Below are 20,765 nucleotides of genomic sequence, written 5' to 3' on the forward strand. Positions count from 1 at the left end.
CTGTTACCACTAGTGTAAAAATGCACTCTTGGTCTAACATTTGGTTACTTTTCCTACATCCGACAAGCCTCATTACTTAAATTTTTATTTAGAGGCCAGTCATGTCAAGACGCGAAACTCGAGCTGCAGCAGAACAATACATTAATAACCTGCAAGGCCAACCTTTTCCAAATTCAGAAAAAATCTATATTCAGGGAAGTCGTGACGATATCCAAGTAGCCATGCGCCAAATTAATCTGTCTGACAGTTTAGTTGGCGGCACCAAAGAAGAACCTACCTTTGAGCCTAACGAGCCGGTACGTGTTTACGATACTTCTGGTATCTACACTGACGAAAACGCAGAGTTAGATGTACATAAAGGTTTGCCACAACTGCGTAAAGCTTGGATTGAAGAGCGTGGCGATACTGAAGAGTTAGCAGGTTTAAGCTCTAACTTCTCGCAGCAGCGCTTGGCAGATGAAGGCCTTGATCATATTCGTTTCGAAAACCTACCAACGCCACGCAAAGCTAAACTAGGCAAAACTGTCACCCAGCTGCACTATGCTCGCCAAGGCATCGTTACCCCAGAGATGGAGTACATTGCTATTCGTGAAAACATGGGCCGCGACAAAATCCGTGAGGAGCTGTTAGCCGAGCAACAAAAAGGCCATTCCTTTGGTGCTTCATTGCCAGAGCACATCACTGGTGAGTTTGTTCGTGATGAAGTGGCACGCGGTCGGGCGATTATTCCGTCTAACATTAACCACGCCGAAGCCGAGCCAATGATTATTGGTCGTAACTTCTTGGTTAAAGTGAACGCCAACATTGGTAACTCAGCGGTAACCTCTTCGATTGAAGAAGAAGTTGAAAAGCTAGTATGGGCAAGCCGTTGGGGCGCCGATACGGTGATGGATTTATCAACTGGCCGTTATATTCATGAAACCCGCGAATGGGTGATTCGTAACTCTCCTGTGCCAATCGGTACCGTGCCTATCTACCAAGCCTTAGAAAAAGTGAACGGCGTTGCCGAAGACCTTACTTGGGAAGTGTTCCGCGACACACTGATTGAGCAAGCCGAGCAAGGGGTGGATTACTTCACGATTCACGCCGGTGTATTGCTGCGTTACGTACCAATGACCGCCAAGCGAGTTACTGGTATTGTGTCGCGTGGTGGCTCAATTATGGCTAAGTGGTGTTTAGCCCACCATAAAGAAAGCTTCTTGTATGAGCGTTTTCGTGAGATTTGTGAAATTTGTGCCGCCTACGATGTATCACTGTCGCTAGGTGATGGCATGCGTCCTGGTTCGATTGCCGACGCCAACGATGAAGCCCAGTTTGCTGAGTTAGAAACCCTAGGTGAGCTAACAAAAGTGGCTTGGGAATACGATGTTCAAGTGATTATCGAAGGCCCTGGCCATGTGCCAATGCAAATGATTAAAGAGAACATGGAAAAGCAATTAGAAGAGTGTCATGAAGCACCATTCTATACGCTTGGTCCATTAATCACCGACATCTCTCCTGGCTACGATCACTTCTCATCAGGTATTGGTGCGGCAATGATCGGTTGGTTTGGCTGTGCCATGTTGTGTTACGTAACCCCTAAAGAGCACTTAGGTTTACCTAACAAAGAAGACGTGAAGCAAGGCATGATTGCTTACAAGATCGCTGCGCACGCGGCTGATTTAGCCAAAGGCCATACTGGCGCGCAAATTCGTGATAATGCGATGAGTAAAGCGCGTTTCGAGTTCCGCTGGGAAGACCAATTTAACCTAGCCTTAGACCCAGACACTGCCAGAGCCTACCACGATGAAGCCTTACCGCAAGAGTCGGCTAAAGTGGCTCACTTCTGTTCAATGTGTGGACCTAAGTTCTGCTCAATGAAAATTTCTCAAGAAGTGCGTGATTATGCCAAAGACTTGGAAATTAAGATGATTGACGAACCATTGGCCGATTTAGGTTTTGTGGCCGAGGGGATGGCAGAAAAATCTGCTGAATTTAGAAACAAAGGTGCCGAGATTTACCACTCGCCACTGCGCGCCGAGACCAGCGATGAAGTTTAAGCTGGAAACCGCTGAAGGTTTGCGCCCGCAAATTTGGACTATCGCAGGTAGCGATAGTTGTGCGGGTGCAGGCTTGCAAGCTGACTTGTTAACTGCCCATGATCTTGAGGTGGAGTGCGCTACCGCAGTAACTGCTATTACTGCGCAAAACATTAAGGGAGTAACGGCGATTGAGCCGTCTTCGCCTGAATTGTTAGCGGCGCAGCTAGATGCGCTTGCGGCTACTAATCCCGCCAAAGTGATTAAAATTGGCATGCTGGGCAGTGCAGAATTAGTGCGTGTTGTGGCAGATAAAATTGCCACTTACAAGGCGACTTGGGCCGAGCCTCCGTTGGTGGTGTGTGACCCAGTGTTAGTTGCTAGTTCAGGGGCAAACCTAGCCTTGGATGACCTAATGCAAGCCTTACCGGTACTATTGGCACAAACCGATGTGCTAACACCTAATGCCTCAGAGCTAGCAACCTTAAGTGGCGTGGCGTTAAACAGTGTGGCCGAGCTAAAACAAGCTTGTGCAGCTTTGCTTAAGCAGGGCGTTAAAGCGGTTTGGGCTAAAGGCGGGCACTTAGCGTTAACCCCCAAAGTAGCTTTGGACTACTTCACCGACGGCCAGCGTGAAATTGTATTGTCGAGCGAGTTGATTGACGCACCGCATACCCATGGTACCGGCTGTACTTTAGCCTCTGCCTTAGCTTCTGCCTTAGCGCATGATTTTTTCATGGAAGACGCTTTGGTGATTGCTAAAGCCTATGTTTATCAAGGCCTAAAGCAAGTTACTGGACGTGGCAATCTAGCCCATCTTGGTTGGCCTATAGAGCGGGTAAACTTCCCTCGGGTAGAGTCGGCACAAACCGAATTGGGTAAGCAATTTGGCTTAAGCGAGTCTTGGCCAGAGGCTGTGCCTTTTGCGCGCTGTGACACTAATCAGCTGGGTGTTTATCCTGTTGTAGACAGTGTTGAATGGATTGAGCGCTTGTTAAATATGGGCATTAAAACCATTCAACTACGGATTAAAGACAAAGCTGATGCTGAGGTTGAAGCTGATGTTAAACGGGCCATTGATTTAGGGCATCAACATCAAGCGCGTTTGTTTATTAATGACTACTGGCAACTGGCGGTTAAGCATGGTGCTTATGGTGTGCATTTAGGCCAAGAAGATTTAGAAGTGGCCGACTTGCAACAAATTGCTGCCGCAGGTTTGCGTTTGGGCATTAGTACCCATGGTTATTTTGAATTGCTACGTGCTAGCCAGCTGCAACCAAGTTATATTGCACTTGGACACATTTTCCCTACTACAACCAAGGATATGCCATCTAAGCCGCAAGGTTTAGCTAAACTCAGCCGTTATGCTCAGTTGATGCAAGACTATCCCTTGGTAGCCATTGGAGGCATCGACTTGCCTCGAGCGAAACAAGTTTGGCAATGTGGTGTGGGCAGTGTGGCAGTGGTACGGGCAATTACCGAAGCAGCCGATCCGGTTGCGGCAGTTGCTGAGCTAGAAGCCATTGTTAGCCAATAAATAGCCAGTCAGCATTAGGAAGCACTATGAGCCAAACCAGCAAGCAATCAACCTTAAGCGATCAAGAAGTTCTTCGTTATAGCCGCCATCTGTTACTTAAGGATGTTGGTGAAGCGGGGCAGCTCAAGTTAAAGAGTGCGCAGGTATTGCTGGTTGGCATGGGCGGATTGGGCGCGCCTGCCGCTTTGTATTTGGCTGCGGCTGGTGTTGGCAAATTAGTGTTGGCAGATTTTGATGAACTAGACAGCTCTAATTTACAGCGCCAAGTCTTGTACCGAGAAGACGATATTAAACAGCCTAAAGTCGTGGCGGCTAAGCAGCATTTGCAAGCTCTAAACTCAAACATTCAGGTGCGAACCGTTAACCGTAAAATGGATGAGCTGTTGCTGGCCATGGAAGTGGCTCAAGCCGATGTAGTGCTTGATTGCAGTGACAACATCGTTACCCGTTATGCGGTAAACCAAGCTTGTGTTAAGGCCAAAGTGCCACTAGTTAGCGGAGCGGCGGTAGCCTTTGATGGACAGTTAATGGTGTTTGATTTTCGCCAGGCAAAGCAAGGCTGCTATCACTGCTTGTTTCCTAATGCCAGTGAACAGCAACTCAACTGCAGTAATGCCGGTATTCTTGGTCCAGTTGTAGGCACCATTGGTAGCTTGCAAGCCTTAGAAACGATTAAGTTGATTGCGGGCATTCCTTCTGCCCAACTCGGTCGTTTTTCCAGCTTTGATGCGCATAGCCTTGAATGGTTTCACCTTAAAGTGAGCGCCGATGCAAACTGTCCGGTATGTGGAAAAGATAAACAAATATCATGATTAATATTGAATTTAATGGTCAAGCACAGTCGCTTGATGCTGAGCTCAACATTGAGCAGCTATTGGCATTACACCAGCAAGCACCCGAAGGCATTGCGGTGGTGCTTAATGGCAACATTGTGACTCGCAGCGAATGGGCAAGCACCAAGCTGGCAGACCAAGCCAAAGTAAGAGTATTTCGCGCCATTGCTGGCGGATAAGAGGAAGCCTTGTGTTAAAGATTGCAGATAAGAGTTTTACCAGCCGTTTGTTTACCGGCACTGGCAAATTTGCGACCCCACAGTTAATGAGCCAAAGTATTCAAGCCAGCGGTAGCCAGCTGGTTACTATGGCGATGAAACGTGTCGATGCGCAAGATCAGCAAGACGATATTCTGGCTCCGCTTATTCAAGCAGGGGTGAACCTATTGCCTAATACCTCGGGGGCACGTAACGCAGAAGAAGCAATATTTGCTGCCCAATTAGCCCGAGAAGCCCTGGGCACCAATTGGCTAAAATTAGAAATTCATCCAGATCCTAAGTACCTAATGCCCGATCCTATCGAAACCTTAGCCGCAGCAGAGAAGCTAGTGGAGCAAGGTTTTGTGGTGTTGCCTTATGTACATGCTGACCCAGTATTATGCAAACGCCTTGAAGATGTTGGTTGTGCTGCAGTGATGCCTTTAGGCGCGCCTATTGGCACCAACAAAGGTCTGCGTAGCCGCGATTTCTTAGAGATTATTATTGAGCAAGCCAATGTACCGGTAGTGGTTGATGCGGGAATTGGAGCGCCATCAGATGCTGCACTGGCTATGGAATTAGGTGCAGATGCGGTGTTGGTTAATACCGCGATGGCCGTGGCAAAAGATCCGGTGGCCATGGCTAAAGCCTTTGCTCAAGCGGTTGAAGCTGGGCGTAGCGCTTACCTTGCGGGTTTAGGCGCAGAGCTTCGTCACGCCGAGGCATCGAGTCCGTTAACGGCTTTTTTAGATACTTTGTAAATAGAGAACATCATGAGTTTTGCCGAGCAACTTGCCCAATACGATAACGCTGCTGTTCATTTAGCGATTAACAGTAAAACCGCTGCTGATGTAGAGCGCGCGCTGGCCAAAGATAAGTTGGACCTTGATGATTTTCAGGCGCTTATTTCACCGGCTGCTGAAGCATATATTGAGCCTATGGCGCAGCGCAGCATGCGTTTAACCCAGCAGCGCTTTGGCAAAACTCAGCAATTCTATATCCCTTTATATCTCAGCAATATGTGCAGCAATGTCTGTGACTATTGCGGCTTCTCTATGGGCAACAAGATTCGTCGCGTCACCTTAGATATGGCGCAGTTAGACGCTGAACTAGAAGCTATTAAGCAGCTTGGCTTTGACCACATATTATTGGTTACCGGTGAGTCAGAACGTAAAGTGGGTATGGATTACTTTCGCCAAGTTCTGCCAAGAATTAAAGCGCGTTTTTCTCATGTTTCTATGGAAGTTCAGCCACTTGAACAAGACGAGTATCAAGAGCTGATTAGCCTTGGCTTAGATGCGGTGATGGTCTATCAAGAAACCTATAATCGCCACCGTTATGCCGAGGTTCATCCTAAGGGTAAAAAACGCGATTTCGATTTTCGCCTTGCAACTCCAGAGCGCTTAGGTGAAGCCGGTATTCGCAAAATGGGCATTGGCGCACTAATTGGTTTGGATGAATGGCGCAGTGACTGTTTTTACGTGGCTGCTCATTTGCAATATTTAGAGCGCAAATATTGGCGGAGTAAGTTTTCAATTTCTTTTCCTCGTTTGCGCCCTTGTGAAGGCGGTTTTCAGCCAAAATCGGTGATGACCGACAAACAACTAGTCCAACTAATTTGTGCTTACCGTTTGTTTAACCCAGATGTTGAGCTGTCGCTATCTACCCGTGAGTCTGAGCACTTCCGCAATCATGCAATTCCACTTGGCATTACCAGCATGAGTGCATTTTCGAGCACTCAACCTGGTGGTTATGCAGACGACAGCCAGAAAGCCTTAGAACAATTTGAAATCAGCGATGAACGCCGCCCAGAAGTGGTCGCCGAAGCGGTAAAGCAAGCTGGTTATCAAGTGGTGTGGAAAGATTGGGATCGGGTACTAGGCTAATGCAAATATTTTGCTTCTAGCTGTTCTAGAGCCCCTTGCTCAAGTAGCAGCTTAAGTTGTTGGTTAAATCGCTCTACAAACTCTTGATCTACTTGTTGCTTACTAAAGGCTAGATACACCGGTACTTGTCCCAAGGCCGGTTTAATCAGCTTAATTGCTTCGGCCTGGCCTTCCTGAGTCGCAATTAGCTGAGCTTGTCGGCTGTCGGTTGCAATCATGTCTAGCCGTCCACGCAATAATGATTTCACCAATCCTTCTACACTATTGTGTTTCTCTACGTCGAATACTTGCTCGCTAAGTGCCTGGTCAAAGTCTGGTGATATGCGGGCATTACGCACCTTGCCAATGCGGTAATCGTCGAGCTCTGCGTAGTCACCGGAAAAGCGGCTTTCTTGCCATGAGCTTTGTGCGATTAAATGCTGGTCTAGCAATAAAAATGCTGTGTCGGGGTAGTAGAAATAAGCCTCACGATCAGCGGTTCGCATGGTGGGAATTAAGCCTTGGCTCTGGTGGCTTTTTACTTTAGCAAATGCGCGTGCCCAGTTGCTGATTTGAAAGTCGGCTTCAACATTAAGTTTGTCTAAACTTCGCTGAACTAATTCAACAATAATGCCCTCGGCTTTACCCTGATCGTTAAGCATGATGTAAGGAGGAAAAACAAAACCTTGTATTTCGATGGTTTTCGCTTGGCACAGGCCAGAGCTAATAATTAGTAAGAAAACTGCGAGTAACTTCATGAGAGTCCTCATCCTTGAGCTTACGGCAAATTATAGATAATCATGCTAAGGTATGCGACTTTAAACAGCCGTAATTAGTCCATTAGTGTGCTGTTTTCGTGACAATATAAGAGGTGGAATGTGTTAAAGAAATTACTGGTAGCCGTAACGCTAGCACTTGCTGTAGTAAGTTGCGCAATGGCCGAGAAGCAAACAGTAGGCGCCGCCGAGCATGTAAAAGTAGTAGAAGCCAACTTAAGCTTTTTAACTCGAATTGATACCGGAGCGGCTAGCACTTCTTTGCATGCAGAAGATATGCGAGTTATCGACGGGGAAAATATTGATCCTGCTGATTACAGCGAGGCCGAACAGAAGTCGGTGGTGCGGCCACTGATGCGTAAGAATATAGGCAAGTATTTGCAGTTTACCACCGAGAACGAACATGGTGAAAAGCACCAAGGTAAAGCCTTAATTACCGATGTTGCAGCGGTGCGCAACTCTCAAGGTTTAGAAATTCGCTATAAAGTTGCTTTGGCGATTGCTTGGCAAGGACAGGCAAAAACCGTAGATGTTAATTTACGCGATCGCAGCAAAATGCATTACAAATTGCTGATTGGCCGTAACTGGCTAGAAGGTGATTACTTGGTCGATGTTGAGCTCAACAAAAACCTGAAATAGCCTCAATTATAAGGTTTGGTGAACCCTAACAAAACGCACAAAGCGGGGTTTGCCATGCTCAGTGAGCCCGTTATAACGATACTCAACCAAGCTGCCGATAGGTGGTGGATCGGCGCGCAATTGATCGCTTAAACCACTGCCTATTTTAAACTGCCGGCCCTGTTGGTCTTGAACGACCAAAGCCCCAAGCATGCCTCGGTATTTGCCTTTGCCGTCACTATAGGCAATCACTTTAGCCTCGGCGTCTTGGTAACTTTTGTATTTTATTAGCGCATTGCTGCGCGTTGGAAGGTACATCGATTTAGGGTCGCGCAGCATTAGTCCTTCGCCACCCTCGGCACTGATTTTAGCCAATTGCTGTTCTAGTTTTGGTCGCCCAGGGTAGGCGCGATAAGCTGGCACACGCATAAAGTTGCTTGCACTGCTAAGGGTTTGCAAATGACGGTAGCGCTGCTGATAAGAACCAGGGTGGTGGGGTAAATCAAATACTATAAATTGAACTTCCAGCCACTTGTTCAAGCTCACATCCTGTTGTTTGATTAGGCTGACTAAATCACTAAATTGACCTCTGCCTAACCAAAGCTCACCATCTACCGCCACCTCCGGTAGTTGCTTGCTTAAGGCGCTGGGAAGGTTAATCAGGTGGCCCGCTCGACTAAATAATTGCTTGCCGTCCCAATAGGCTCTTACGCCATCGTATTTTTCACATACCCAGTAATCTTGCAGGTCTAAATCCTGCTGGTAATCGCTAGCTAATACCAGTGCTGGTGGTTGCGGAGATTTTGCTAATAGCGGGTACGAGCTAAAAAAAAGCATACATAGGCTAAGCTTGGTGCTAAACGAACGATCCATATTTCACCTTTAGTGAGTTAATTGTTATTAATGGTAGTGCAATTTAAGGTGTCTCGCTAGAAACATGAAGCTAGATTAAGTACTGGGTTGCAGAGTTATCGTCACTTCTTTATCCCGAGCTCAGGTTATTTAGTTGGGCTTTATTGTGACTACGCCCAAACGGTTCGGTTTATGTTTGCCTTTAGTAGCAAGGAGAAGAAAATGGCTCAACATTATCAAGGCCAGTGCCACTGCGGTGCGGTTAAATTTAGCCTACGCACCAGTCTAGAGTCTGCGCTGCGTTGTAATTGCAGTTTGTGTAAGCGTAAGGGAGCTGTAATGCTAACCGCGGAAGAAGACAGTTTTGAGCTGTTGCAAGGTGAGCAGGCCTTAAGTTTGTATCAGTGGAATACCCAAATAGCTAAGCATTACTTTTGTAAATACTGCGGCATTTATACTTTCCACAACCCGCGATCTGCGCCAGAGCTTACTCGGGTAAATGCGGGTTGTTTGGAAGGCGTCGACCCATTGAGCTTAACGGTGAGTTTGGTAAAAGGTGCGGAGTTGTCTACTGAACCAAAATAAAAAAAGCCGACGCTAAGCGTCGGCTAACTTAATACAAATAAGCAATTGTACTAGGTATTACTTGCTAAAAATGTGTTTATTAACAATGTTTTCTAGCTCTTCTTGACGACCTGATACGTGTTTAGGATCAATGTTGTCGCCAATGGCTTGAGTTGCTAGAGCTTCTAGGCTGTAATCGCCAGTCATAATGGCTTTACCTAGGTCACCGCTCCAACCCGCGTAACGATCTGCAACGATATTGCTGATTTCTTGGCTTTCAATTAGGCTAGCTGCTTTCTCAAGTGCTAATGCACAAGTGTCCATACCGCCAATGTGGCCGTGGAAGTAGTCAGCTGGATCAATACTTTGGCGACGTAGTTTAGTATCAAACATCAAACCACCATCTTTAAAGCCACCAGAGCGCAGAATGTCGTACATTACCGGTGTCCACTCTTCAACACTGTTAGGGAATTGGTCAGTATCCCAACCTAGTTGCGCATCACCGCGGTTAGCATCAATAGAACCAAATAGGCCTAGTGAAATAGCCGTCGCAATTTCGTGGTGGAAAGAGTGACCCGCTAGAGTTGCGTGGTTAACTTCGATGTTTACTTTCACTTCGTCTTCAAGACCGAACTGCTTCAAGAAGCCGTATACAGTGGCTGTGTCGTAGTCGTATTGGTGCTTAGTAGGCTCGGCTGGTTTTGGCTCAATTAAGATTGTGCCGGTAAAGCCAATTTTGTGTTTGTGCTCAACTACCATTTGGAACAAGCGACCTAGCTGCTCGCGCTCTTGGCGTAGATCGGTATTTAGCAATGTTTCGTAACCTTCACGGCCGCCCCATAATACATAGTTTTCACCACCTAGCATTTTGGTTGCGTTCATAGCAGTAAAAATTTGGCTCGCAGCGTAAGCAAATACTTCTGGGTTAGGGTTAGAGCCAGCGCCAGACATGTAACGTGCATTTGAGAATGCGTTTGCTGTACCCCAAAGAAGTTTCATGCCGGTTTCGTCTTGCTTCTGAGCAAGCACGTCCATCATTACTTTCATGTTTTCAGCGTACTCTTTAATAGAGTTACCTGCTGGAGCTACGTCTACGTCGTGGAACGAGTAGTAAGGTGTGCCTACCTTAGAGAAGAAGTCGAAGGCTACGTCAGCTTTCATCTTAGCCATTTCAAGCGCGTTACCAGGCTTCTGCCAAGGACGGTCGAAAGTGCCTGAGCCGAAGATATCAAAACCATCCCAGCAGAAATTATGCCAGTAACAAGCGCCAAAACGTAGGTGCTCTTCCATGGTTTTACCCATGATGACTTTTTTCGCGTCGTAGTGACGGAACGCTAGTGGGTTAGTGGACTCTGGTCCTTCGTATGCGATTTTTTCAAACTGGTCAAAATATTGAGCCATGGAACTACTCCTAAAAAAGAATGCGTTTTCATCGGAGAACCAATCTCCTTCTGTGAGCTTATTGTTAGCCTTGCTTAGCTTTCTCTCAATTATGAAAAATGCAGACTTTTTTCAGCTATTTACTTTTCGTGCGCTAACTCGCGTTTTAAACCAAGCTTTATTCAGGAATTTTCTTCAATTCTGCAAAAACATTGCGGGTGTGTGAAATTTCATAATGCTTTAAGTGGAGGTTTATAGCGGTAAACACTGGATGAAAAGCTATTCATCTTATCTTGTATGGCATGAAACCCATGTTCGCCTAGCGGTAAATGCTGGTATGAGTTAATTGCAGCCATTCGTTGCGAGTGTTTGATTTATTGAGTGTATAAGGGCACTTAATCAGCGTTGCGCTTTAGTCCCGACAACGAGTAAGTATTGTCTAAGTATTTGTTTTGCACTTGGCTAATAGCTTGATTTAAGCGCTGCATAAAGCCTGGGTGTTGTTCCAAGTAAACCTTGGAAATGTAGATACCAAAGGGGGCGGAGCGCTGCACAACTTCAATGTATTCACCACTGACTAGGTTGGGATGAACATGGCTACTTTTAAATACATCGGCCGACAAAAATGCGGCGTCTATGCGCTTTAGGTCAAACAGTAATTGCGCAAGTTTCGCGACATTTTTTTGCTTGCCAACAACCTTGAAGTGATGAGTATTAAGCCAGCGTAAGGTGTTGGTACCTTCAATTGAGGCTACTTTTACATCGGTCTTAAAGTCGTTGGCGTCTGGATCGAAATAGCTGTCATAGCGGAAAAACCAACTCCAATTGTTGTAAACAATGGGCTTAGAAAACTCGGCAATAGCATCGCGTTGGCTGTTCTGAGATGCAAAGAAAAAACCATCGGCTACGCCATATTGCACATCGTTAAGTGCGCGTTTGTAGTTGGGTACCGGCGCCATTTTGTATGGCTGTTCCAACACTTGCATGATTTTTTCGACCAGAAAATTACCAGCGGCTGGTTGTTCATCACTGGCATAAGTATAAGGAGGAAAATTTGGATAAACTAAACGTAAAGGAGCGGCTTGAACTTGGGAAACAAGCAAGCTAACGGTAAACGTTATAAGCACCCTTGAAAGTAGCTGCAAAACTATCCTTTTAAGTTTTGTTTAATTGTAATAACAAGTATAGACAGCTGTTTAAGATCAGCTGTTTAGCTAGAGCAAATACTTTGGTTTGGTGAGTTGAGTCTTACTTTTTCGGCTTTGCTTGTCAATTAACATCATTTGAAGATGAAAAAAAAGGCGCTGAATCATCAACGCCTTTAGCTCGATAGGTAAAAATTTTAGCTATTGAGCAAGCTTAAGCTTTGGTCTACTACGTTTTCTACAGTAAAGCCAAATAGTTTGAAGAGCTCCCCAGCAGGTGCCGATTCGCCAAAGCTTGTCATACCTACAGTTACGCCATCTAGGCCAACGTATTTGCCCCAGAAGTCGGCTTGTAGTGCTTCAACAGCTACGCGAGCACGAACAGCTTTTGGCAGTATAGCTTCGCGGTAAGCAGCATCTTGTTTGTCGAAACGCTCGGTACAAGGCATAGATACAACACGTACTTGCTTACCTTGCTCGCTTAACTTGGCTGCGGCTTCAACGGCTAGCTCTACTTCTGAGCCAGTGGCGATAAGAATAAGCTCTGGGGTGCCACTACAGTCTTTAAGAATGTAAGCACCGCGATTAATTAACTCCAGTTGCTCACCGCTACGTTTTTGTTGAGCAAGGTTTTGGCGAGAGAAGATTAACGAACTCGGGCCATCAATACGTTCTACTGCATTGATCCAAGCCGCTGCTGATTCAACTTGGTCACAAGGACGCCATGTTTCCATGTTTGGTGTTAAACGTAAGCTAGCCACTTGCTCAACCGGTTGGTGAGTAGGACCATCTTCGCCAAGACCAATTGAGTCGTGGGTGTAAACAAAAATAGAACGTTGCTTCATTAATGCTGCCATACGTACCGCGTTGCGGGCGTATTCCATAAACATTAAGAAGGTGGCTGAGTAAGGAACAAAACCGCCGTGCAAAGCAATACCATTTTGCATTGCCGACATACCAAACTCACGTACACCGTAGTGTAAGTAGTTACCTGAGGCATCTTCTGCGCTTACTGATTTAGAGCTAGCGTGGAAGGTTAGGTTTGATGGTGCAAGGTCGGCAGAACCACCCAGTAATTCAGGTAAGATTTTACCAATTACATCAAGGGTGTTTTTAGACGCCATGCGGCTAGCAATGTTTGCTGGCTCGTTTTGCAAGCGTTGCAATAAAGCTTGAGTTTCAGCTTTCCAGTTTTCTGGCAACTGGCCTTCTACGCGACGTGCATATTCGGCAGCTAGCTCTGGGTAGGCTTTTTTGTATGCGGCAAACTTGTCGTTCCAAGCTTTTTCTTGCTCGCTGCCTTTCGCTTTGTTATCCCAAGCTTGGTAAACATCGGCTGGGATTTCGAACGCGGCGTGTGGCCAGTTTAAGAATTCGCGAGCCGCTTTAATTTCTTCATCACCTAGTGGTGCACCGTGACAATCATGCGAGCCAGACTTATTTGGTGAACCAAAACCAATAATGGTTTTAGTACAAATTAGCGTAGGTTTAGTCATGTCGGCTTTAGCCGCGGCAATGGCTGCGTTAATTTGTTCAGGATCGTGGCCATCAACATCGCGAACTACGTTCCAGCCGTAAGCTTCAAAACGTGCCGGAGTATCATCGCTAAACCAGCCTTCAACGTGGCCGTCAATAGAGATGCCATTGTCATCCCAAAACGCAATTAGCTTACCTAAACCTAGGGTGCCGGCCAATGAACATACTTCGTGAGAAATACCTTCCATCAAACAACCGTCGCCCATAAAGGCGTAAGTGAAGTGGTCAACAATATCGTGACCGTCACGGTTGAATTGCGCGGCTAACATTTTCTCTGCTAGTGCCATACCCACAGCATTAGCAATACCTTGGCCTAGTGGGCCGGTAGTGGTTTCAACACCAGGAGCGTAACCATATTCTGGGTGACCCGGCGTTTTAGAGTGTAACTGACGGAAGTTTTTAAGTTCTTCAATTGGCAAAGCATAACCGCTTAGGTGAAGTAGCGAGTACAACAGCATAGAGCCATGGCCGTTAGACAAAATAAAGCGGTCGCGGTTGCTCCAGCTTGGGTTGCTAGGGTTATGCGCTAAATGGTCGCGCCATAGTACTTCGGCAATGTCTGCCATGCCCATAGGTGCGCCAGGGTGACCCGACTTAGCTTGTTGTACACCGTCCATGCTTAAAGCGCGGATTGCGTTAGCGTATTGTTGACGAGGGTGAGTCATCTTCTAGTTCCTAATAATTAATAAATCTTAAGCTTGCAGCGCTTCAATTAGCATGTTGTCTAGCTTCACTTGGTCAACTGCAAAGGCACGAATACCTTCTGCCAGTTTTTCCGTTGCCATGGCATCTTCGTTATGCGCCCAGTAAAATTCTGCTTCGGTCATTGCTGCAGGACGGTTTTTGCTAACACCTTTATCTTGTAGGCGAACCTCTAGTTGCGCTTCGGTTTGGTCTAGCTCTTCAAGTAGGGCTGGACCAATGGTTAGGCGGTCACAACCGGCAAGTTCTACAATTTCGCCAATGTTACGGAAGCTTGCGCCCATCACTACAGTGTTGTAGCCGTGGTCTTTGTAGTAACTGTAGATTTCTGATACCGAGATAACACCCGGATCTTTAGCGCCAGCAAAGTCTGCGTTAGCGTCTTTAGCTTTGTACCAATCAAGAATACGGCCAACAAAAGGTGAGATAAGGAATACGCCAGCTTCGGCACAAGCGCGGGCTTGGGCAAAAGAGAACAACAACGTAAGGTTACAGTTAATGCCTTCTTTTTCTAGTTGCTCGGCGGCGCGAATACCTTGCCAAGTAGAGGCTAACTTAATCAATACACGTTCTTTGTTAATGCCGGCCGCTTGGTAAAGCTCAATTAAGCGGCGTGCTTTAGCAATGCTGGCTTCGGTGTCAAATGACAAACGTGCGTCTACTTCGGTAGAAATACGACCCGGTACTAACTCAAGTACCTTACAACCAATGGTTACTACCAGTTTGTCGGCAGCCATTTCGATTTGTTCGGCTTGGTCGTTTGATTGGGTTTTGGCCCAGTCGGCTACGTCTTTAAGTAGGCTTGAGTACTCAGGTAAACCTAAGGCCTTAACAATTAACGATGGGTTTGTGGTGGCATCTTCAGGTGAGAATTTGCGCATTGTGTCTAAGTCGCCGGTATCGGCAACAACCGTGGTGTATTGTTTTAGCTGTGTAAGTAGAGAACTCATAAGATGTATAGACCCTTGTAATGAAAACTAATTGTGCGGCTTGTTTGGCGAGCCTTCATTATTGGTTGAAGGTCATTGACCAAAGCTAAGCTTCATGTCCGTATTAAAGTGCCAGACTGGCAATTAAGCGCAATTACGCTTTTTTTAGCGCTAATGTTGAATTTTCGCAGCCCTGATCCAGATCACGCTTTATTAAGCATTTTGTTGAATTGGGCCACGCAAGCTTCATGTTGTTGTCACACTCCCTTGCATGGTGCGCTGATTTGTTGAAAAAAGAAACGCATCACCACTGCAGAGTTTTAATAACAGTGATGATGTTTTTTTGATCTTCACCAGATCTGTTGGGTTACGTTTTTACCAAACCCTCAGCTCTTGGTTGTGCTCTGGAATAGCGTAATGACTCAACAAGCTAGGCTATCACTGCGCTTACTCGCTTATAGTGGCAGCTAATTATGCCAGCTTGATGAAACTAGGCTTGTTCGATTAACTCTTCGGTATCTTCAATTAGTGGAGCTAGCTCTCGGTTTGTTACACCTTTTTGTTCGCGCAACATGCCTGGAGTCATGTTCCAGCGTTTCTTAATTGCGCAAGACAAATATTGCGGGCTACTAAAGCCCACCACTTTAGCTATCTCACTTAAGGTTTGCTCGGTATCCACCAATAGCTCTAGCGCCAAATTAAGCTGTGTATCCAGCAAGTAAGCGTGCAGCGACATGCCTAACTCTTCATGGAATTTATTGTCGATGGCGCCACGAGAGCAGCCTAGTTCGGCCAGAATTTGTTTTACCTTAATATTGCCTTGGTTAATTCGAATAAGGCTTAAGGCGCCCCGTACTAGGTTGTCTTTAAAATGGAAAAAGTCGGTCGAATCGCGGCCAATAACCCGTTCAGGTTGCACAAAGTGGTGGCGTTTAACCAAGTTTTTGCCATCCATTAACGGCTGCAGAAGCGAGGCAGTTAAATAGCCCATGGCTCGGGTACCTTGGCGAACCGAAGTTAGAGTTGGTAAACTTAAAGTGCAGTTTAGCTCGTCATCGTCGATCCCCATGATAGAGACTTCTTCGGGGATGTTTATTTTAGCCTGCTGACAGGCGTAACTCAGTTGGCGAGCGCGCACATCGTTGGCAGCAATGATCCCTACTGGCTTAGGTAGGCGGCTGAGCCAATCTACTAAACACTGTAAGTCACTGTCCCAGGTATCAATGTTGTCTTTAGCGCTAAACTGGCTATAGGCGCATTGGTTACGCTCACACCAATCGCGCAGCAGCTGCTCGCGGTTGGCCGACCAGTCATTAAAGGGGCGGTTGGGGTAACCACAAAATGCCAAATGGGTATAACGGCGCATTTTTAAGAAACGTGCCGCCATATTGATGATCTGTTTATTGTCAGACATCACCACCGGGTAATCTTGCATGGTATTGGCTACGGTTTCGCTACTGGCAATGCCTACTACTGGAATATTTCGAGACTTAATCGCATCGCGAATTTCTGGGTGGTCAAAGTCGGCAATTACGCCGTCACCCTGCCACTTACTAAAATCGTCCACCGAAAATAGATTTTGTTCTCCGATGAACAAACTCCAAGGAGCACCATTTTTCACAAATGACGATATGCCGGTAATGATGCCTCGGTCGTAAGCCATGTTAGCGTTCAAAAGAAGCGCTACGCGATAGTTGTTTGCCATAGTATTTGTCTTCCGTATTACTACGTTCAATGGGCCGGGGTGAGCACATGTGATAAATGCGGATTTATCAGATGTGTTCACTTAGTTGGCAGAACAGCCATAGCAAGGCTATGGCTGTTCGTTGGGTTTATTGCTTAAAAAAGTGGTGCTAGTTTTGGGTAAAGCGCTTGGTAAGTTTCGCGGCGTTTAGCGTAAACAGCATGGCGCTCGGCATTCACTTGGTGAACTTCAACTAGCTCTGGCACTGGGCAAATGGCGGCTAGATCTGGGTTCTCGGTTACTCCTAGTTGGGCTAAACGGGCAGCACCAAGTGCTGGGCCTACTTCGCCGCCTAAGCGGTAGCTTACTGCTTGGCCAAAAACGTCGGCCAGCATTTGACGCCAAAACTGACTGCGCGCACCACCACCAATTAAGGTAATTTCTTCTGGTTTTAAGCCCGTTGCATGCAATGCATCTAAGCCGTCGGCAAAGGCGTAAGCCACGCCTTCTAAGACCGCGCGGCATAAATCTAATGGGCCAGTTGAATGGGTCATGCCAAAGAATACGCCCTTGGCTTCTGGGTTATTGTGCGGAGTACGTTCGCCCGATAAGTAAGGTAAAAAGTACACTGGGTTATCACTTTCTGGCGCGGCTTCTACGGCGGCTAACATGCTAGGTACGTCTGCTTGGCCGGTTAAGTTAACTACCCAATCTAAACATGAAGCGGCACTAAGAATGACCGACATTTGGTGCCAAGCACCAGGCAAGGCATGACAGAAGCTATGTAAGGCTGATTCGGGGTTGCTTAGGTAGCCGTCGCTTACCGCAAAGTAAACGCCCGAGGTGCCTAAAGACAACATCGCCTGGCCTGGTTTAGTGATGCCAACACCTACCGCGCCTGCTGCGTTATCGCCACCACCTGCTACTAATGGCACGGCGGGCATGCCCCAGCGCTCGGCGAGTTCTGCTTTAAGGTTACCGGTAACTTCACTGCCTTCAAATAACTCAGGCATGTGTTCACGGCTAAGGCCAGTGGCCGCTAGAATTTCATCACTCCAGTCGCGCTTGGCTACGTCTAACCACATGGTGCCGGCCGAATCTGACATATCAGAGGCAAAGTTGCCCGACAGCAAGTAACGCAAGTAATCTTTAGGCAGCAGTACCTTGTCTACCTTGGCAAAAATTTCCGGCTCGTTTTGCTTAACCCAAAGTAGTTTAGGCGCGGTAAAACCTGGCATCATCAGATTGCCTACGATATCGCGAGAATTAGCCACTACGCGCTCGATTTCTTCACACTGAGCTGCACTGCGGCCGTCGTTCCATAAAATGGCTGGGCGTAAAATTTCGCCTTGGGCGTCCAGTAAGGTAGCGCCATGCATTTGGCCACTTAGGCCAATTGCTTTAACGTCTGCTAGCGAGTGTTGTTTGCTTAATGCGCTAAGTGCATCTTGAGTGGCTTGCCACCAGTCTAGCGGAGCTTGCTCAGACCACAACGGTGCAGGGCGAGATACTGTTAAGCTTTCGGTGGCTTGGCTTAAAATGTCACCGTTTTCAGCCTGCAGCACAACTTTTACTCCAGAGGTGCCTAAATCAATACCGATATACATAGAAGTTCCTTATTGGACGCGAGCTGCTCGGCGAAACTACACTGTAATTAAGCGGCAGCAAAAGTGTTTTAAATATGAGCTCATCCTGCCGCGGATTGGAAACTTGGCTCAATTACGAAAATTACCAGAGGAATAGCGTTTTTCCATGGCGTGCCTGAGTTCACAGTTTCGTTTGAAATGTGCATGATCATAATCACATTACGATTTTTCACAGTGGCGCTTCGTTAATTTTTTTTAGATATTAAATTAAATATTGATCGGCCGCGTGCTTTTAGGAGCCCCCATGTTTGATAAACGTTTCAAAATTACATTGTTATTTAACGCAAATAAGGTTTATGACCGCCAAATTATTAAAGGTATTGGCGACTACTTACAGGCATCACAATGTGATTGGGATATATTTCTAGAGGAAGATTTTCGCTGTCGGATCAGCAAGCTACAACATTGGGTAGGCGACGGCATTATTGCCGATTTCGACGACCCAGAAATTGAAAAAGCCCTAACTGGCCTGCGTGTGCCAGTGGTGGCTGTGGGTAGCTCTTACGAAAACCCAGAGCAATACCCTGACTTTCCTTACGTGGCTACCGACAACCGTGCTTTGGTTAATTCAGCTTATGAGCACTTAAAAGCCAAGGGTTTGGAGTATTTCGCTTACTACGGCATGCCGCCTAATGAGGGCAACCGTTGGGCGATGGAGCGTGAAGCTATTTTCCAACAATTGGTAGCAGGTGATGGTTACGAGTGTGCGGTTTATCGCGGCATGGAAACCACCCCTGAGTCTTGGCAGTATGCAATGAATCGCCTGGCGGATTGGATTCAATCTATGCCTAAGCCGGTAGGCATTGTTGCAGTATCTGATGCGCGAGCGCGCCACTTGCTGCAAGTGTGTGATCACTTGGGGATCATCGTGCCAGACAAAGTGTCGATTATTGGTATTGATGATGAAGACTTAACTCGCCATTTAAGCCGAGTATCTTTGAGTTCGGTGGCGCAAGGTTGTCGTAAAATGGGCTTCCAAGCGGCCAAGCTATTACACCGCCAACTACAAGGCCAAGAATTACGTAAAGTACGTGAGCTGGTAGGCCCAGAGCAAGTGGTTGAGCGCCAATCTACCGATTACAAAGCGCTAAAAGACCCTTACGTTATTCAAGCAATGCACTTTATTCGCCATAACGCCTGTAAAGGCATTAAGGTTGAGCAAGTATTAGATTATGTAAAAGTCTCGCGTTCAAACCTAGAAAAGCGTTTTAAAGATGATATTGGCCACTCGGTTCATCAAGAAATTCACTGTGCTAAGTTAGAACAAGCCATGAGTTTGTTGCGTAATACCGAGCTTTCCACCTCCGACATTGCGGAGCTATGTGGTTACCCTTCTTTGCAATACATGTATGCGGTATTTAAGAAAGACTTAGAGTTAACGCCTAAGGCTTACCGTATTAGTAAACAAGAGCAAGAAGAATAGTCAGCAGCAACGGCGCTTTGGCTTGAGTCAAAGCGCATTTCCTTTTAAGCTCAAGGCTGTTTGCTGGTTGGTATAAAAGGAGAGCTGCACTTGTCGAAGATTAATAATGTTGCCATTGTAGGTGGCACCCACGGTAATGAATTTAGTGGGGTGTACTTAATAAATAAATGGCAGCAACATCCTCAACTTATTGCCCGTCCTAGCCTCAAAGTAGAAACTGTATTTGCCAACCCTAAAGCGCATGGTGAAAACAAACGCTACATTGATGCCGATTTAAATCGCCAATTTAGCGCTACTAACCTAGCTGATTTTAGTTTGGCCAATTATGAGCAATCACGCGCTAAAGCGCTGCACCAGCAGCTTGGCCCTAAATCAAAACCGAACATGGATTTGGTTATCGACTTGCACAACACTACCTCTAACATGGGACCTACCCTTATCTTGTTAGAGCAGACGTCTTTCTACAAACAACTTGCCGCTTACGTCACTATGCGGATGCCAGAAGCTGTGGTGTTTCTGGATGAGCCGGAAGAGGATATGAGTAATCATCGCTTCCTCGCAAGTTGTGGTAAATACGGCGTTTTAATTGAGGTAGGGCCGCAGCCGCAATCGGTATTGCGCCAAGATGTGTTGGAGCAAATGGAGCAAATGACCGGGCATATTCTTGATTTTGTCGAGCTGCATAACCAACAAGATTTACCCGAGCTTCCCAAACAAGTAGAGGCCTTTTTGTATCTCGATAGCATTAAACTGCCGCTTAACGACAAGGGTGAACGACTAGCGATGGTGCACAGCAATGTGCAAGACAATGACTACCAGCCAATTAATCCTGGTGACCCCATTTTTAGAACCTTTATGGGCGAAGACATTTGTTATCAAGGCGAGAAAACCGTATACCCAGCGTTTATTAACGAAGCGGCTTATTACGATAACGATTTAGCCATGTCCTTGCTGGATAAAGTGTATTTGGAGCTTGAGTAACACCGCTTAACAAGAGCGCTAATTTGGCGCTGTTGTGAGTTGCTTTATCGCGGATTTATTTTGTGACGATTTTCCAAGA

At 46.5% G+C, this 20,765-nt stretch carries 18 protein-coding genes; 10 read left to right on the forward strand and 8 right to left on the reverse strand.

Features of this window, described 5'->3' with window-relative positions; genetic code table 11:
• The first annotated feature begins 101 nt into the window (after positions 1–101).
• The 6 genes from thiC to thiH are packed head-to-tail and all read left to right on the forward strand — an operon-like array spanning position 102 to position 6,471.
• On the forward strand, positions 102–2,039 hold the full coding sequence (gene thiC / locus K5L93_RS11540) for a phosphomethylpyrimidine synthase ThiC (protein WP_246615041.1): 1,938 nt from the start codon (positions 102–104) through the stop codon (positions 2,037–2,039).
• Positions 2,029–3,555 (forward strand): thiamine phosphate synthase, encoded by a 1,527-nt coding sequence (gene thiE, locus K5L93_RS11545; protein ID WP_220719977.1) that lies wholly within the window; start codon positions 2,029–2,031, stop codon positions 3,553–3,555. The genes thiC and thiE overlap by 11 nt, the downstream gene beginning before the upstream one ends.
• Positions 3,556–3,581: 26 nt before the next feature.
• Complete coding sequence (locus tag K5L93_RS11550; RefSeq protein WP_220719978.1) at positions 3,582–4,367, forward strand: HesA/MoeB/ThiF family protein; 786 nt, start codon at positions 3,582–3,584, stop codon at positions 4,365–4,367.
• The gene (gene thiS / locus K5L93_RS11555) at positions 4,364–4,567 is read left to right on the forward strand and encodes a sulfur carrier protein ThiS (RefSeq protein ID WP_016402001.1); all 204 of its coding nucleotides are present in this window, start codon (positions 4,364–4,366) and stop codon (positions 4,565–4,567) included. Before K5L93_RS11550 ends, thiS begins: the two co-directional genes overlap by 4 nt.
• An 11-nt stretch (positions 4,568–4,578) precedes the next feature.
• Complete coding sequence (locus tag K5L93_RS11560; protein WP_220719979.1) at positions 4,579–5,346, forward strand: thiazole synthase; 768 nt, start codon at positions 4,579–4,581, stop codon at positions 5,344–5,346.
• 12 nt (positions 5,347–5,358) lie between these two features.
• The gene (gene thiH / locus K5L93_RS11565) at positions 5,359–6,471 is read left to right on the forward strand and encodes a 2-iminoacetate synthase ThiH (RefSeq protein WP_220719980.1); all 1,113 of its coding nucleotides are present in this window, start codon (positions 5,359–5,361) and stop codon (positions 6,469–6,471) included.
• On the opposite strand, the gene K5L93_RS11570 is transcribed toward thiH, so the two are convergent.
• Positions 6,468–7,208, reverse strand: coding sequence for a substrate-binding periplasmic protein (locus K5L93_RS11570; protein WP_220719981.1), 741 nt, complete (start codon positions 7,206–7,208; stop codon positions 6,468–6,470). The two genes, thiH and K5L93_RS11570, sit on opposite strands and share 4 nt — an antisense overlap.
• Positions 7,209–7,328: 120 nt before the next feature.
• On the opposite strand from K5L93_RS11570, the gene K5L93_RS11575 reads away from it, so the two are divergent.
• Positions 7,329–7,865, forward strand: coding sequence for a putative ATP-dependent zinc protease (locus K5L93_RS11575; protein ID WP_220719982.1), 537 nt, complete (start codon positions 7,329–7,331; stop codon positions 7,863–7,865).
• A 6-nt stretch (positions 7,866–7,871) separates the two neighbouring features.
• Here K5L93_RS11575 and K5L93_RS11580 read toward each other — a convergent pair whose 3' ends face one another.
• Complete coding sequence (locus K5L93_RS11580; protein ID WP_220719983.1) at positions 7,872–8,717, reverse strand: DNA ligase; 846 nt, start codon at positions 8,715–8,717, stop codon at positions 7,872–7,874.
• 201 nt (positions 8,718–8,918) lie between these two features.
• Between K5L93_RS11580 and K5L93_RS11585 the strand changes: the two genes are divergently transcribed.
• The gene (locus K5L93_RS11585; RefSeq protein ID WP_220719984.1) at positions 8,919–9,281 is read left to right on the forward strand and encodes a GFA family protein; all 363 of its coding nucleotides are present in this window, start codon (positions 8,919–8,921) and stop codon (positions 9,279–9,281) included.
• A gap of 57 nt (positions 9,282–9,338) precedes the next feature.
• On the opposite strand, the gene xylA is transcribed toward K5L93_RS11585, so the two are convergent.
• From xylA to xylB, 6 genes are all read right to left on the reverse strand, one after another.
• The gene (xylA, locus tag K5L93_RS11590; RefSeq protein WP_220719985.1) at positions 9,339–10,661 is read right to left on the reverse strand and encodes a xylose isomerase; all 1,323 of its coding nucleotides are present in this window, start codon (positions 10,659–10,661) and stop codon (positions 9,339–9,341) included.
• A 374-nt stretch (positions 10,662–11,035) separates the two neighbouring features.
• Positions 11,036–11,785, reverse strand: coding sequence for a substrate-binding periplasmic protein (locus K5L93_RS11595; RefSeq protein WP_220719986.1), 750 nt, complete (start codon positions 11,783–11,785; stop codon positions 11,036–11,038).
• A gap of 197 nt (positions 11,786–11,982) precedes the next feature.
• A complete protein-coding gene (gene tkt / locus K5L93_RS11600; protein ID WP_220719987.1) occupies positions 11,983–13,986 on the reverse strand; it encodes a transketolase in 2,004 nt (667 codons plus the stop codon).
• Positions 13,987–14,013: 27 nt separating this feature from the next.
• Positions 14,014–14,973 (reverse strand): transaldolase, encoded by a 960-nt coding sequence (gene tal, locus K5L93_RS11605; protein ID WP_220719988.1) that lies wholly within the window; start codon positions 14,971–14,973, stop codon positions 14,014–14,016.
• 469 nt (positions 14,974–15,442) lie between these two features.
• The gene (locus K5L93_RS11610) at positions 15,443–16,657 is read right to left on the reverse strand and encodes a XylR family transcriptional regulator (RefSeq protein ID WP_220719989.1); all 1,215 of its coding nucleotides are present in this window, start codon (positions 16,655–16,657) and stop codon (positions 15,443–15,445) included.
• 134 nt (positions 16,658–16,791) lie between these two features.
• The gene (xylB, locus tag K5L93_RS11615; RefSeq protein ID WP_220719990.1) at positions 16,792–18,243 is read right to left on the reverse strand and encodes a xylulokinase; all 1,452 of its coding nucleotides are present in this window, start codon (positions 18,241–18,243) and stop codon (positions 16,792–16,794) included.
• A gap of 283 nt (positions 18,244–18,526) precedes the next feature.
• Between xylB and K5L93_RS11620 the strand changes: the two genes are divergently transcribed.
• Both K5L93_RS11620 and K5L93_RS11625 read left to right on the forward strand, forming a co-directional pair.
• Positions 18,527–19,705 (forward strand): XylR family transcriptional regulator, encoded by a 1,179-nt coding sequence (locus K5L93_RS11620; RefSeq protein WP_016401987.1) that lies wholly within the window; start codon positions 18,527–18,529, stop codon positions 19,703–19,705.
• Between the two features lie 90 nt (positions 19,706–19,795).
• Positions 19,796–20,686 (forward strand): aspartoacylase, encoded by an 891-nt coding sequence (locus K5L93_RS11625; RefSeq protein ID WP_220719991.1) that lies wholly within the window; start codon positions 19,796–19,798, stop codon positions 20,684–20,686.
• Positions 20,687–20,765: the final 79 nt, after the last annotated feature.

This window comes from Agarivorans litoreus, assembly GCF_019649015.1.
Lineage (GTDB): Bacteria > Pseudomonadota > Gammaproteobacteria > Enterobacterales > Celerinatantimonadaceae > Agarivorans > Agarivorans litoreus.

Coding starts and splice junctions, on each gene's coding strand:
- K5L93_RS11580 (WP_220719983.1), bottom strand. CDS start 8,717: ATGGATCGTTCGTTTAGCACCAAGCTTAGCCTATGTATGCTTTTTTTT.
- tal (WP_220719988.1), bottom strand. CDS start 14,973: ATGAGTTCTCTACTTACACAGCTAAAACAATACACCACGGTTGTTGCC.
- K5L93_RS11585 (WP_220719984.1), top strand. CDS start 8,919: ATGGCTCAACATTATCAAGGCCAGTGCCACTGCGGTGCGGTTAAATTT.
- thiS (WP_016402001.1), top strand. CDS start 4,364: ATGATTAATATTGAATTTAATGGTCAAGCACAGTCGCTTGATGCTGAG.
- K5L93_RS11620 (WP_016401987.1), top strand. CDS start 18,527: ATGTTTGATAAACGTTTCAAAATTACATTGTTATTTAACGCAAATAAG.
- K5L93_RS11550 (WP_220719978.1), top strand. CDS start 3,582: ATGAGCCAAACCAGCAAGCAATCAACCTTAAGCGATCAAGAAGTTCTT.
- thiE (WP_220719977.1), top strand. CDS start 2,029: ATGAAGTTTAAGCTGGAAACCGCTGAAGGTTTGCGCCCGCAAATTTGG.
- xylB (WP_220719990.1), bottom strand. CDS start 18,243: ATGTATATCGGTATTGATTTAGGCACCTCTGGAGTAAAAGTTGTGCTG.
- K5L93_RS11570 (WP_220719981.1), bottom strand. CDS start 7,208: ATGAAGTTACTCGCAGTTTTCTTACTAATTATTAGCTCTGGCCTGTGC.
- thiH (WP_220719980.1), top strand. CDS start 5,359: ATGAGTTTTGCCGAGCAACTTGCCCAATACGATAACGCTGCTGTTCAT.
- K5L93_RS11610 (WP_220719989.1), bottom strand. CDS start 16,657: ATGGCAAACAACTATCGCGTAGCGCTTCTTTTGAACGCTAACATGGCT.
- thiC (WP_246615041.1), top strand. CDS start 102: ATGTCAAGACGCGAAACTCGAGCTGCAGCAGAACAATACATTAATAAC.
- tkt (WP_220719987.1), bottom strand. CDS start 13,986: ATGACTCACCCTCGTCAACAATACGCTAACGCAATCCGCGCTTTAAGC.
- xylA (WP_220719985.1), bottom strand. CDS start 10,661: ATGGCTCAATATTTTGACCAGTTTGAAAAAATCGCATACGAAGGACCA.